The organism is Bartonella sp. AD328YNZD (assembly GCF_042196425.1).
This window is the reverse complement of sequence record NZ_JBHIQG010000004.1, coordinates 18,095-31,785: the sequence shown is the minus strand read 5'-3', so window position 1 is coordinate 31,785 and position 13,691 is coordinate 18,095. Positions and strand designations below refer to the sequence as shown.

Annotated in this window: 12 protein-coding genes, 1 tRNA gene and 1 pseudogene; 6 read left to right on the top strand and 8 right to left on the bottom strand. The window is 36.0% G+C overall.

Annotation, left to right across the window (positions count from 1 at the left end; translation table 11 throughout):
• Positions 1–15 precede the first annotated feature (15 nt).
• A tRNA-Met gene (locus ACFIO3_RS00620) sits at positions 16–92 on the bottom strand.
• Between the two features lie 159 nt (positions 93–251).
• On the opposite strand from ACFIO3_RS00620, the gene ACFIO3_RS00615 reads away from it, so the two are divergent.
• Both ACFIO3_RS00615 and ACFIO3_RS00610 read left to right on the top strand, forming a co-directional pair.
• On the top strand, positions 252–1,208 hold the full coding sequence (locus tag ACFIO3_RS00615; protein WP_375606925.1) for a Gfo/Idh/MocA family protein: 957 nt from the start codon (positions 252–254) through the stop codon (positions 1,206–1,208).
• A 49-nt stretch (positions 1,209–1,257) separates the two neighbouring features.
• Positions 1,258–2,376: a DegT/DnrJ/EryC1/StrS family aminotransferase gene (locus ACFIO3_RS00610; protein ID WP_375606926.1), complete on the top strand. Its 1,119-nt coding sequence runs from the start codon at positions 1,258–1,260 to the stop codon at positions 2,374–2,376.
• Between the two features lie 314 nt (positions 2,377–2,690).
• Here the strand turns inward: ACFIO3_RS00610 and ACFIO3_RS00605 are convergent, their stop codons facing one another.
• From ACFIO3_RS00605 to ACFIO3_RS00595, 3 genes are read right to left on the bottom strand one after another with little or no spacing between them, the layout of a single operon-like run.
• Complete coding sequence (locus ACFIO3_RS00605; RefSeq protein WP_375608211.1) at positions 2,691–2,957, bottom strand: hypothetical protein; 267 nt, start codon at positions 2,955–2,957, stop codon at positions 2,691–2,693.
• A complete protein-coding gene (locus ACFIO3_RS00600) occupies positions 2,947–3,333 on the bottom strand; it encodes a hypothetical protein (RefSeq protein WP_375606928.1) in 387 nt (128 codons plus the stop codon). The genes ACFIO3_RS00605 and ACFIO3_RS00600 overlap by 11 nt, the downstream gene beginning before the upstream one ends.
• 27 nt (positions 3,334–3,360) lie before the next feature.
• Positions 3,361–3,957 (bottom strand): DUF1134 domain-containing protein, encoded by a 597-nt coding sequence (locus tag ACFIO3_RS00595; RefSeq protein ID WP_375606929.1) that lies wholly within the window; start codon positions 3,955–3,957, stop codon positions 3,361–3,363.
• Between the two features lie 214 nt (positions 3,958–4,171).
• On the opposite strand from ACFIO3_RS00595, the gene chpT reads away from it, so the two are divergent.
• Positions 4,172–4,810 carry a histidine phosphotransferase ChpT gene (chpT, locus tag ACFIO3_RS00590; protein WP_375686629.1) on the top strand — a complete coding sequence of 213 codons (639 nt, stop codon included), beginning with the start codon at positions 4,172–4,174 and terminating at the stop codon, positions 4,808–4,810.
• A 221-nt stretch (positions 4,811–5,031) separates the two neighbouring features.
• Here chpT and ctrA read toward each other — a convergent pair whose 3' ends face one another.
• On the bottom strand, positions 5,032–5,733 hold the full coding sequence (gene ctrA, locus ACFIO3_RS00585) for a response regulator transcription factor CtrA (RefSeq protein ID WP_375606931.1): 702 nt from the start codon (positions 5,731–5,733) through the stop codon (positions 5,032–5,034).
• Positions 5,734–6,296: 563 nt separating this feature from the next.
• On the opposite strand from ctrA, the gene ACFIO3_RS00580 reads away from it, so the two are divergent.
• A complete protein-coding gene (locus ACFIO3_RS00580; protein WP_375606932.1) occupies positions 6,297–6,683 on the top strand; it encodes a flagellar export protein FliJ in 387 nt (128 codons plus the stop codon).
• 139 nt (positions 6,684–6,822) lie between these two features.
• On the opposite strand, the gene ACFIO3_RS00575 is transcribed toward ACFIO3_RS00580, so the two are convergent.
• Positions 6,823–7,098, bottom strand: a complete 276-nt coding sequence (locus ACFIO3_RS00575; RefSeq protein ID WP_273790817.1) for a DUF1153 domain-containing protein — start codon at positions 7,096–7,098, stop codon at positions 6,823–6,825.
• 404 nt (positions 7,099–7,502) lie between these two features.
• Between ACFIO3_RS00575 and mnmA the strand changes: the two are divergent.
• A pseudogene (gene mnmA, locus ACFIO3_RS00570) lies at positions 7,503–8,725 on the top strand (tRNA 2-thiouridine(34) synthase MnmA).
• A gap of 280 nt (positions 8,726–9,005) precedes the next feature.
• Here mnmA and ACFIO3_RS00565 read toward each other — a convergent pair.
• The gene (locus ACFIO3_RS00565; RefSeq protein ID WP_375606935.1) at positions 9,006–9,815 is read right to left on the bottom strand and encodes a TrmH family RNA methyltransferase; all 810 of its coding nucleotides are present in this window, start codon (positions 9,813–9,815) and stop codon (positions 9,006–9,008) included.
• A 754-nt stretch (positions 9,816–10,569) separates the two neighbouring features.
• Here ACFIO3_RS00565 and ACFIO3_RS00560 point away from each other — a divergent pair.
• Positions 10,570–11,478 (top strand): cation diffusion facilitator family transporter, encoded by a 909-nt coding sequence (locus ACFIO3_RS00560; protein ID WP_375615069.1) that lies wholly within the window; start codon positions 10,570–10,572, stop codon positions 11,476–11,478.
• 1,293 nt (positions 11,479–12,771) lie between these two features.
• Here ACFIO3_RS00560 and ACFIO3_RS00555 read toward each other — a convergent pair.
• Positions 12,772–13,611 (bottom strand): N-acetylmuramoyl-L-alanine amidase-like domain-containing protein, encoded by an 840-nt coding sequence (locus ACFIO3_RS00555; protein ID WP_375606937.1) that lies wholly within the window; start codon positions 13,609–13,611, stop codon positions 12,772–12,774.
• Positions 13,612–13,691 lie beyond the last annotated feature (80 nt).

Sequence of the window (13,691 nt, the reverse complement as noted above, 5' to 3'; positions counted from 1 at the left end):
GCTGGCAAGCTACAATGGTAGCGGAGGAGGGATTTGAACCCCCGACACAAGGATTATGATTCCTCTGCTCTAACCTACTGAGCTACTCCGCCAAAACAGATATATTACTGTAAACTATTTCATCTTTTGCGGATATAAGGGGTAGAATAGTAAGATGTCAAGCATCGTTTTGAAGCTTTTTTCTTGTTATTTTATTTTATCCTCGATATGTAAGTGTAGTTTTATATGATAAAGTAAGGTAAGGCGTAAAAATGGTGCCACGTGTAGCGGTTTTAGGATGCGGTCATTGGGGTGGAAATCATATAAAGACACTTCACTCTCTTGGGGCTTTAGCAGCAGTTTCTGATATTGATAGTGATCGTGCTGCCAGTTTTGCAACACTGTATGGTGTGGAGATTATTAAACCAGATGATCTTTTTGCTCATAGAGATATTGATGCACTGGTGTTGGCGCTGCCTCCACAATTTCACACGCAAAATGTGCTGCGTGCTGTTAAAAATGGTAAAGATGTTTTGGTGGAAAAACCTATAGCCTTGAATGTTTCTGATGCTAAACGCCAAGTTCAGGAGGCTGAGGCCTATGAGCGAGTTTTTATGGTGGGCCATATTTTGCGTTTTCATCCAGCTTTTGAAAAAATGTGTGAATTGGTGAAAAACGGAGATGTGGGAGATGTGCGATATATTTATTCTCATAGATTAGGCTTTGGAAAATTTCACACACACAGTGATGCTTTATGGGATCTTGCCCCTCATGATCTCTCAATGATTTTGGCGTTGACAGGATGTGAGCCTTCCGAAATTCGTGGTGAGGGCGCTGCTGTCGTTGATCAGATTTCTGATTTTTCTCATATTCATATGACTTTTCCAAATGGTGTGCGTAGTCATCTTTTTACTTCACGCTTGAGTTCTTATCGTGAGAGGCGTTTAATTGTTGTTGGAACAAAGGCTATACTCGTTTTTGATGATATGGAACCGTGGAGTCGTAAATTGGCAATGCACCATTTTGCCGTTTGGAAAGAAAATCAAGAGTGGGCTTTTAGCATGGATGAGCTGAATTACATTGATGTTTGTGAAGATTTGCCGCTTACTTGCGAATTACGGCATTTCCTTCATTGTATTGAAACGCGTCAATCGCCTCGTACAAATGGTGATGATGCTATTGCGGTTTTACGGATTTTAACAGCTGCTGATATCAATTATGATAGATAAAAGAGATAGGTAGCGCTTTTGCATTCTTGTGATGATCAATGGAGTTAATATGCAATTCATCGACCTTGGGGCGCAGCGTGCGCGTATTGAAGATAAAATTAATTCTGCAATTGCGCATGTAGTCGCTAGTGGTAAGTATATTTTGGGGCCAAAAGTAACAGAATTTGAAGAGAAATTGGCAGAATATCTTGGCGTTAAACATGTGATTGCATGTGCTAATGGAACAGATGCTTTGAAGATGCCTCTTATGGCTAAAAATATTGGTCCAGGGGATGCTGTTTTTTGTCCTAGTTTTACGTTTTCTGCAACGGCTGAAGTGGTTGCTTTGGTGGGGGCTAAACCTGTTTTTGTTGATGTTTTACCTGATACATTCAATATTGATGTTGAAAAACTTTCTCATGCAATTGAAATGGTAAAAAAAGAAGGACGTCTAAAGCCAAAAGCTCTTATTGCTGTTGATTTGTTTGGGCTGCCTGCTGACTATGTGCAAATTGCTCAAGTAGCAGCAAAGGAAAATCTTTTTGTGATTGAAGATGCTGCACAATCTATGGGCGGAAGAAGCGGTAATACTATGTGTGGTGCTTTTGGTGATGTAGCGGCCACAAGTTTTTATCCTGCAAAACCATTAGGATGTTATGGTGATGGAGGTGCTATGATGACCAATGATGATCATTTGGCAGAACTTTTACGTTCTATTTTGTTTCATGGTAAAGGTGAAACGCAATATGATAATGTCCGTATTGGTATGAATTCGCGCTTAGATAGCATTCAAGCTGCAATTTTATTAGAAAAGTTTGTTATCTTTGAAGATGAAATGCAAAAGCGTGTAGAAATTGCTCAACGTTATTCCGATGGCTTAAGAGATATTGTTACAGTTCCAGAAATAGGAGAAAATATTCGTTCTGCTTATGCACAATATACGATTAAGGTAAAAGAACGTGATAAACTAAAAGATTTTTTACAAAAAAATTATATTCCTACAATGGTTTATTATAAAACTCCTTTACATAAACAGCCTGCTTATAAACATTTTCCTTATGTCACAGATTCTCTTTCTGTTTCAGAGTCTTTAGGAGATTGTGTTTTAAGTTTACCCATGCATCCTTATTTAACGCAGAATGATCAGGATATGATTATTCAGAAAATAAAAGACTTTTATTACTCTTGAGAGAGTTCTTTTATCTTTAAAAATATGTAAAAGCTTTATGAATGGATCCATTTTAGAAAATATTTTTATTAGAGTGTGTGGCAAATGTTTTTAAGTATAATTGTCTGGACTCATGAAATGTTGTCTTTTAGGGCGGTGATATGATCAGCAAGGAGAACCAGCGAGACAAGAAGATGTTTTTTTTACAAAACGGCGTGGATTTAAGAAAGTTTGTTCTTTCGTTTAGTGAGAAAGCCACGTTTAATAAAAAATATTTCGGTTATGAGAGCTCTTTGTTGATTTCACTCTTCATTTAAGGTGTTTTTAAAGACAACTTATTTAAGGGGGACTTGGGAGAGAAGCTTTATTTTTTGGCGAATACGTGATGCTAGGTCATTTTTGCTTTTGGATTTTTGAATCAATGTGTTGATGGGTGATGTATTCCCCTCTTGTAGTGCTATGTGAGCTGCCAATGTTGCTGCAAGTTCTTTTGTTTCTTCTCGGAGTTCTTCTAGCAGTTGCTGGTTAGCGGTCGTGTCCAGCTCATGAGTTTGGATTTTTTGTAAGCGTTGCTGATAGTGTGCGACTTTTTCACGCATCATTTGTCTTTCCTTTGGAAGTGTGTAGTGTGGCGATATTTTGTTTGATTGCTATCGCTTCTTTGGTGAGAGTATCTTTTGTGGGGAGGCATAGCCGATAAAATTGTTCTGTTACTTGGCTCAGTTGTATTTTTTGTTGGACATATTTTTTTTGCAAAAATTCGTACTTTTTTTGGTTGTTTGCTAATTCTACAGCATGTTGTGCACGAAGAAAATCGTGATTTGCTTCTATTTCCGCGAGTGATAATGGCATTTTCGCACAAACATCTTTATACGCAAAATGAACGGCTTTACGCCAAATAAAAGGAGATAAAAGCACCAGTAACCAGGAAGTAAAAGCAACTCCAAGTATAAAAAAAAGAAATGATTGAATAAGCATAATACCCCTTTTCAAATAAGAAACCGTTTAAAACGGATTCCATGTCGGTTTAGGTGTTAATTTTAAATATCCTATATTGATACCAAGGCGAGCGCCGACTCCTGTACGTATTGGGATTAACAAGGTATTATGGTATTTGAGGACATGAAAACCAACACCTGCAATTAAATAGGCCGAACCTGAAATACCTCCATAGCGTCTCCATAAATTATTTATGCCATTAAGATTGTAAACTAAGATCATTAAACGGGAGCCTTGTCCGCCAAAATCCCATCCTACTGAGGGACCTTGCCAAAAAACTTTATGTTGACCATAGCTTTTGGTAAAAACCATTCCTTCGCCATAGGTTAATCCAGCAAAAAAGGCACCAGAAGCTTCTTCTCCTAAAATATAGGCATTGGGATAACCGTATTTTGAAAAAATATTTTGAATTGCAACAGCCAGACCACTGGCTGTTTTTCCAAAAAAGATATGACCAGAATCAATAATTTCTTGGAGTGAATAATGAGGTTCGTTTTGCTCTATTGGTTTTAGTCGAGCTTGTGTAGTGTTTATGGTGATGAATAAAAGGAAGATTAAAGATATAATATTTTTGTACCAGTATTTGAGCAGAGAGAGAGCCATAGAGTTTTCTCCTTTTATTAGTGATAAACAAAAAGATAATATTAGAATTTTCATTCTATTCAAATAAAAAATAAGATATAAGGTTATTTAAATTCTTGAATTTATTTCTAAATTTTTTAGCATGATTGTTAATGTTTCCTATTATGCATCAGATGTTAAGAGTTTTTCTTTAAAATAAAGTTTGTTTTTTTGAATCTAGGAGTTTTCAATCATTATGACGTTAGATATTTTTTTGAAGCCTATGGATCTTGCTGCTTTGCTTTGTAGTCGTATTTGCCATGATTTGATTTCACCTGTGGGGGCTATTCAAAATGCAATGGAGCTTTATGATGAAGGAGGAGCTGAAGAAGATGCTTTACAATTGGTGCGTTTATCCGTTGCGAGTGCTGCTGCACGTCTACAATTTGCGCGATTAGCTTTTGGTTTTGCTGGTGCAAGTGGAGGACAAATAGATACACGGGCTGCAGAGCAGGTTGCTCAGCAATATATGAAAGAAGAAAAAGCAACTTTAAAATGGCAAACTTCTTCTTTATTGTTAGCAAAAGATGAAGTTAAACTTTTGCTTAATTTATTATTGATTGCAAACGCAACAGTTTCTCGTGGTGGTGAAATTGTTGTTATGATTTTGCAAGAAGAAAATAAACGTTCTTTTCGATTTGAGGTTTTCGGTAGAACTCTCCGTATCCCCCCTCATTTTCTTGCGTTATTTCGTGGAGAAGTTCAAGAAGAGCTTATTGATGCACATGTCATCCAATTTTATTACACAATGTTACTTGCTCAGATGACAGAGATGAAAATAAATATTGATGAAAGTGATGGTTGTATTGTTTTAGAAAGTGTAAAAAAGCTTTGAATAAGAGAGAAGCGCTTAAGCTGTGTTGGGAAAAGTGGCTTCGATTGAACTTATGAGTGATAAGGTTATATGTGTAAATTGGGTGTGGTTACTTCTTAAGCTTTAAGCGCTTTCTATATGAAATTTTTTGTGTGCGAGTCTCTACTTTTAAAAGAGAAAAGATCTCGGAAAAAATCTCGGCCCGCTACACTCCGAGATTTTACAATGTGCATGTTCACTGCTTAAGCGGTTTTTCGTACGTTCTCTTCAACTGGATCACGTAATACATAACCACGTCCCCAAACTGTATCAATGTAATTTACACTGGAAGAGACTGCTTCCAATTTTTTCCGCAATTTACAGATAAAAACATCGATAATCTTTAGTTCTGGTTCATCCATTCCACCATAGAGATGATTGAGAAACATTTCCTTAGTAAGTGTTGTACCTTTGCGTAAAGAGAGAAGCTCTAGCATTTGGTACTCTTTACCGGTTAAATGAACAGGGCGCCCTGCAACTTCGACAGTTTTTGTGTCAAGGTTAACGGTGAGATCTCCGGTAACAATAACCGATTGTGCATGCCCTTTTGAACGACGAACAACTGCATGGATACGTGCAATGAGCTCATCCTTATGAAAAGGCTTCGTCATATAGTCGTCTGCTCCAAAGCCAAAACCACGAACCTTGTCTTCAATGGCATTCATACCAGAAAGGATTAGGACAGGAGTTTTTATTTTTGCCAACCTTAGAGTCCGCAAGACATCATACCCTGACATGTCAGGCAAATTCAGATCAAGCAAAATGATATCATAATCATAGAGTTTTCCCAAATCGATACCTTCTTCACCCAGATCAGTGATATAAACATTAAAGTTAGCCGACTTTAACATCAACTCAATGCTTTGAGTAATTGCTCTATCATCTTCAATTAATAATACGCGCATTTTAGATCCCTCACTTTGCTCCTTCACGAATCATAAGGAGCATTTCTATTTTATATCAGTTAGCAAAACCACTGTTATAAAAACAATTCATTAAATCAAACACTTATAACAAAGCGTTTATGAACATTTCAGTAGTACGCGTAACAATCACTACTAAATTCCCCACTATCCATGATAGTGGTTAACAAAATATTTTTATTTTTGAAAGAGGCTACAAAATTATTTTAGAAAAATCCTATATTTTTTAACATAATAAAAAAGGAGGACTTTTTTATAAACTTTAACTTAAAAAAAAATTGTAAAAGAGCTTTATAAATTACTTTTTTACAATTTCAGTGTTTATTTACTGAGCTTTAAACCTCTTCAGTTTATAATGGGGGAAAAGTTAAAGAAATAGTTATTACTCTTTAAAGCAGATTGTATTTTCAGATGCTTTAATGAAAGGCAGAAATTATTATAATTTCAAGTTAATAGACTGTTTTTGTCGGATAGATATATAACTAAAAGATATTTATTGGGTGTAAATGCGAGTTTTGAGTTGGCGCAATCAAGGAGTAGTGAGTATGAAGCCACGAGAAAATATGGTGCGATTGAGGATGTTTCAAGTGCGTGGAAAGCGCCGTGAAATTGCACAGCTTGAGATGATGATCGCAGAATTTGAACGAATGGTGTTAGAGTTGGAAGCACAGATTACTCATGAAGAACGTAAATCTGGAAACAATGATGTTCACCATTTTGCTTATTCTGCTTTTGCGCGTGCAGCGCGGCAAAGACGTGATAATCTGATCAATTCAATTCGTGATTTAGAACTTCAAAAAACAAATGCTGAAATTGCTCTCCATGAAGCTAATACAGAGCTGCAACGTGCACAGCTTTTGGAAGCACGAGAAAAGAAGATTGCTGCGGATGATAAGGATATTTTGATTCAATCTAATTCAATGGTTGGCTAATTTAATGGCTGGATGATAAAAGCAATTATTGAAAAATCCATTCTTTCAGGTTTATCTTTTGGATATAGTATAAAACAGCCAAACTTTTATCAAGTTTAGCTGTTTTATGGATTGCTTTATGTTATTAATCAATGGCAACTTAATGCCTGTAGTGTTGAATCTTGGTCGTTCGTAATCCCGCTAAACCGTGTTCATCGATTAAACTTTGCCATGAAAGAAATTCTTCTACAGTCAAAGTATAACGGTGGCACGCTTCGTCAAGACTTAATAATCCACCTCTGACAGCCGCAACAACTTCAGCTTTGCGACGAATCACCCAGCGCCGTGTTGTTTGCGGCGGTAGGTCGGCAATTGTAAGCGGACTTCCATCTGGCCCAATAACATATTTCATTTGTGTTTTTATCAAGTTGCTCATTCGTATCCTCTACCTTTAGTCAAGGACTTGATTCGTTTATAGAGCATGAAATTTAAAAAAGAGCTAAAAGCGCTGAAAGAAAAAATTAATAAAGTGATTGGGTATGTAAAAAGAAGCTCAAGTTGAAGTGTTAGAAGAGATTCTTGCAATATTTTACTGGATTTTTCAAAAGAGAAAAAAGGTTTTCTAAAAGGATTTCTCCTAAACAATTACCATTATGCCTTATTTCCATCATTCTTTTTTTGTTTGCAGCAGCTTTTTAGAATGTGATGCTATGGTTGTGGAAAGGATAAAAAAACAATATAAAGAGCAATTAATAGTATAAAAGTGGCAAAGAACGCGCATCAGAATATTAATAATAGATGGGTATCCATTAAAGAGAGCATTAAATAGAGAATGAATACATGTTTTTAAACAGCCTTGATTTACCAGGACAACCTGAGGATTCTCGCATTGTTGTTGCAATGTCGGGGGGGGTTGATTCATCGGTTGTTGCAGGTCTTTTGAAAAAGGAAGGGTATAATGTTATTGGCATTACGTTGCAGCTTTATGATCATGGGGAAGCAACGCATCGGGTGGGGGCGTGTTGTGCAGGACAAGATATTGAAGATGCTCGCCGCGTCGCAGAAACACTAGGAATACCGCATTATGTTCTTGATTATGAAAAGCGCTTTCGCGAAGCTGTTATTGATCCTTTTGCAGAAAGTTATGCTCATGGAGAGACCCCAGTACCATGTATTGCATGTAATCAAACGGTTAAGTTTGCTGATTTATTAGCAACGGCACGCGAATTGGGGGCAGATGCTTTGGCTACGGGACATTATATTCGTTCGCGTTCCCACGGAGCGCATCGAGCACTCTTTCGTCCTCTCGATAATGATCGTGATCAGAGTTATTTTCTCTTTGCAACGACACAAGAACAGATTGATTATTTGCGTTTTCCACTTGGTGACCTTCCAAAAGCCCGCGTTCGTGAAATGGCAGCAGAAATGGGCTTTGTGGTTGCCAATAAGCATGATAGTCAGGATATTTGTTTTGTTCCACAAGGAAAATATTCAGATGTTATCGCAAAACTGCGTCCAGAAGCAGCTAATCCTGGCGTTATTGTCCATATTGATGGAAAGATTTTAGGTAAACATTCGGGAATTGTTAATTATACTGTTGGTCAACGTCGTGGTATTGGGGTGTCAACGGGTGAAGCGCTGTATGTGATTTATCTCGATGTGGAAAATGCACGTGTTATTGTTGGACCGCGTGAAATGTTAGAAACGCATAAGCTTTTTTTACGTGATGTGAATTGGCTTGGTGATGAACCGTTAGATAATTTCCCTTCTCAAGGTATTGAGGTGGCTGTAAAGGTGCGTTCAACGCGTCCTCCTCACCTTGCGCGCTTACATTATAAAGAAGGTATTTTTTCCGTTGATTTATTGGAATGTGAAAATGGTGTGGCACCAGGGCAAGCTTGCGTTCTTTATGATGGAAATGGTCATGAGGCGCGTATTCTTGGGGGAGGATTTGTAACACATTCAGAACGTGCAGCCGATACTGAAATGATGTTGAAGCGCGTTTTATGCAATCTTGAAACAAAAGTTCTGTTTCCTCAGAACTAAAAACAACAGCTTTATAAAGCATAGTGAATTGATTTATAATGATATTTTTTAATCTTAAACTTGAATGAGAGACTTCCGGAAAATTTTCTCATTGAAAGTTTATTTTATGATTGAATCCATCAAAATTATATCTTCTGCATTTCATAAGCGGGGTTAGGGTGTGGAAAATGATTATAAAGAAAATGTGAAAATGTTTTTTATCAATGTTTTCAAAGGCTAGGGAACGGTAATATTATTGGAGACTGGTAGATAACACACAACATTGGATATGTTCTATAACTTGAAGTGTTCTCATCTTTAGGGGTCAAAGTTAGTAAAATGGGCAAGTGCAATACCTGAGGCTGTGGCAACATTAAGGCTGTCAAAACCGTCAGTCATGGGAATACGTAAGGTGTTTGATTGTTGTAGTATATGGGGTGGTAAGCCATCGCCTTCTGTTCCAAAAATAAGTGCTATTCTTTTGGTTTTGTTGGCTTGTTTGAGAGTGTGTGAGGCAGAAGGGGAGAGTGCATAAAGGTGAAAGTTTTCATCGTTTAGAGCAGCTATAATGTCATCTATATCAGCGTTTTGCGTATAGGGTACTTTTAAAGCAGCGCCGGCAGAAACTCTTATTGATTTGCGATAAAGTGGATCGCATGAGGTTTTGTCGACAATAATGCCATTACTGGCAAAGGCTGCTGCATTACGAAAAATTGATCCCATATTATCGTGATTCGAGATACCACATAAAACAAGAATCAAAGCTTTTTCTGGAAGATATTGTAAAAAACTTTGTAAGGATGGCAGTATTTTGCGTTTACCAATACCCAGAACACCACGATGAACATGGAAGCCGGTGATATTATCCATAACTTTTTGTGGAACGCAATAAATGGGACATAGGGGCTGTGTTTTTTCTAAAAGCGGTAGAAGTCCAGAGAGACGGTTTGCTACGATGAGCAGTGAGATGGCAGAAAACTCTTTTGAGTGTAGTAATGCGGACAATGTTACTTTGCCTTCAGCAATAAATTGATGTTGCCGTCCAACAAGATCTTTTTCACGGATATTATGATAGGCTTTTAGGCGTGGATCATCTGTTTCATTGATTGTTATGATATTCAAATGCATGGCGAGATTTTTAGTGTTTTTTTCTTATGATTTCCAGATGTTTGAATTTGTTTTATTTTAAAAAAAAGAGATAAAAAAATATTTTTAAAACTTATGGTAGAATTTGTATTGACAATATACAACCATAGGTATACAGTAAAAGTACTGATACGGAATCATATATTTTTCTTGTATCGGGTGCAGTGTCTTGGGTCCCCGCTATTTCCCAAGTTCTGTATGCCCTTAATTTCTAAGGGAAAAGAATCTGGGTCCCCAATGCCCAGATTCTTTTTTTTTGAGGGTAATCATTGTTCTTCTTTTTATATCTAAATTTTTTAGTAAATCATATTTTAAAATCCAGTTGACCTGTAAGGTTACCGTAGAGTGCTAAGATATTTTTTCTAAGGTGCAAAGATGGCTTATAATGCACATCATAAGACTAAAAAAATGCATGATTATGATAGATTTGAGAAAAAACAAGTTTTTCGTTTATGAGAAGTGAGATGGCTTTAAGTTATTCAGAAAACGATTAATAATGAAGGTTATGTGTTTGATTGCTCTTGGGAAAGCTCTTCTTTCTATTATTTTCTCTCTTCTTTATTTATTGGTGCTGTTCGTGTAACTGAGCAGTTTTTACGATAATAATGGTGAGCTGAAGCGTTTATTGTATGATGAAGCTTCTGTAATATTGAGGAAAGATCGTCGTTATGCCAAAAGTATAATGATATGGTTGAAAATATTAATTCCCTATTTCGTGAAGAAAAGGATGAGGTTCATGGATGTAAAAATCAATATACAAAGCTTAACTTTATACTCTATTTTTATTGCGTGTATTGTTTTTGCTTTGAAATATTGGGCATATCACATCACAGGTTCGGTTGCACTTTATTCTGATGCATTGGAATCAATCGTTAATATCCTTGCGTCATTGGCAGCATGGTGGGCTGTTAAAGTGAGTATGAAGCCAGCAGATCATGATCATCCCTTTGGGCATCATAAAGCGGAATATTTTTCCGCAATTCTTGAAGGGGTACTCATTATTATTGCGGCAATTGTTATTTTAAGAGAAGCATGGATAGCTCTTTCGACCGTTAAATTGTTGCAGAAACCTGGAATATGGCTTGCTATTCATCTTATTGCAACTGTCATAAACTGTATGTGGGGAATGGTTCTTATTGGGCAGGGAAAACTCCATCGCTCACCGGCTCTTAAAGCTGATGGAGTACATTTTATAACAGATGTTTTTACGTCGCTTGCAATTTTAATTGGTTTGATTGCCGGTTTTGTCGGAGGATGGGGAGCTTTAGATCCAATTTTAGCGATAATCGTTGCCGTTAATATTCTCTTACAGGGCTGGAAGGTGATTAGAAATGCTGTTCAGGGATTAATGGATGTTGGTGTTGAATTGAATGAAAGCATGCGGATTCGGGAGCTGATTTCTGCAAATGCATCGGGTGCGCTTGAGGTCCATGATTTGCGGACGCGTGTTGCTGGGAGGGTTACTTTTATAGAGTTTCATTTGGTTGTGCCTTCTGTAATGCAGGTAGGAGAAGCACATAAAATTTGTGATAAAATCGAAGCTGTTCTTCAAAAAGAATTTGATAATGTACGTATTTCTATTCATGTCGAGCCTGAAGATGAGGCAAAATTGCCTCCCGGTACAACGGTAATCCCTTTTATATAAAAAGATTTTTCAAATTGTCTGTTATGTTAGACTGTTTTTTTATGATGGGGTGATTCATATCTCTCGAAAATACAATGATGCTCTTTCGTTGATTTAATTTTTGCATTAATCAAGTATACAAGGTTAAACAGAGTATTTAAGGCAAGATTTATTCTATGTCGTTAAAACACTGCCATTTAAGGTGTGGTGAGATAAGGCATATAAAGTTTGATCTATTAAGTGTTTCTAGAGTATGGAGTAAATATTCAAAATAGGATTTGCCGGTGTATTCTTTTGTAAGTGAATCTCATGAAATGGTTAGCAGCTTAAATTCACTTAAGAAAACGGATTGTTTACAGACTGTCAGGAGTAGATGTTTCATTGCTTAGGGAGAAGAGGAGTGAAGCCTTCGTAATAAGTTTAATGAGATTTAATTGTAAATTTTATATAAAAGTTATGAATAGAATTTTAAAGTTTGTGATCATAGATTAATCATCATTATTGTTGCTAATAAATGTGTTGTTTTATCGATACAATGTGTTCTGTTTTGAGTGTTCTTTATTACATGAAGGATGGGGACACATTAAAGAATGAAAAAACAAAAAATAATGCTCATATCTCTACTCTTTAAAGGATATTATTGTCGTTGCTGTAGAAAATCGCAAAGCTGGACTAAAGAATGATGCTAAAGATAGAGACTGGTTTTTAATTGATACTTTCATATTTTTATTTCAATCTGGCATCAAAATTTTACAAGGACTCGTACAGTACTGGTGCATTTTGATCATAAATATGCTGCTATATCAGGGCTATTTTAATTTATAGACAACAACAAAAAGAAAAGGCTTTATAAGGAAAACAATGCTATAAAGTCAAAAATTTATACGCAATAAATTAGAGAGGTAGATCGAATTTTTATAAAATACTTTATAGACAATAACCAAACATATCTGGCTTTACTTTTACTTATATTTACAAACATTCGTTTGTGTATTTTTCGTTATATTTGTAAAGATCAGATTAGCTGTAATCTATAGATAACTTTTGGTTGAGAATATGAAAAGAAAGCGTGATACTATAGTAGAGTTTTTTCTGTCTTTATCTTTCAATAAGTAAAAGTGATTACAAATTCGTAATTTCTCCAAAAATGATTTTGTCATACCTATAAACAAAGTTAGATCAAAACGACTTTTTTCTCTTAAAACTGTAAACAAATATATTGTATCCGGATAGCTTGAACGAAGTTAGATGTTTGCCGGAATAACGACAGTATATATTTTAAGAATAGAGAAGATATTCCATATCGCTATGATGTTATTCAAGGGCTCTTAAAACGACGATTCCTGGTGTTTTTGCAACATAATCCATAAAAGGGGTATCGACGACTTTTTCATTTTCTTTGTGTGAAGGAGCATGTCGTAACATTGGCCCTTTATCTGTCATGATAAAGAAACTTACATGTGTTACATCCAATCCAGCAAGTTTTGCATAAATGCCAATGAAATCCCCTGATTTTAAACGGCTTATAACCTCTTCATTAATAAAGTTACTTGGAATATACGTTATTGTGCGTTTCACAACTGGAAGTCCAGGAAGATAGCGTCTATCATCAGCTTTTTTATTGAGATATTTTTCTACGCTGACTGCATGAGGACTTATTTCAGCGGTAATATCAGTGGCGAGTTTATATTCTCTATAAGCCCAGTCTGTAAAAAAATGTTTTCGGTTTAAAAAGTGAACATTACCCTTAATGTAACGCGTTTTTATGATGTTATTTATGAATTCTTTTGGGGTTGTTGATTTGCGCAATGCTTCAATATAATCCATACAAATGAAGTTATCTAAGCTTCTAAAATCAATAATCAGTTTTTCTGGTGTATTTTCTGAGCCATGTAACATATGGGCTTTGTAAGGTGTTCCTAAAAAAGCTTCAGAAAGAAAGTCAATCATGGCTCCTTTTTCGTGATCATTTATTTCTGAACGTTTTTTGAGAAGAGCATTTAATTTATTTAAAGTATAGGGATCTAGCTCTACGCTGGTTGTTTGTTGTGTTTCTATTTTATTTTCTATCCCCCCCTCTTGTGAATAAGAATTTTCGACATCACGTCCTATCACTAACATTAAAGTGATAATTAATAGGGATATTTTTCGCATTTTATACACCATTTTTGAATTTAACAGTTTATGGACAACACGTACTAAAAGAACTGTTTTCTTATGCTTATTAGCATTTA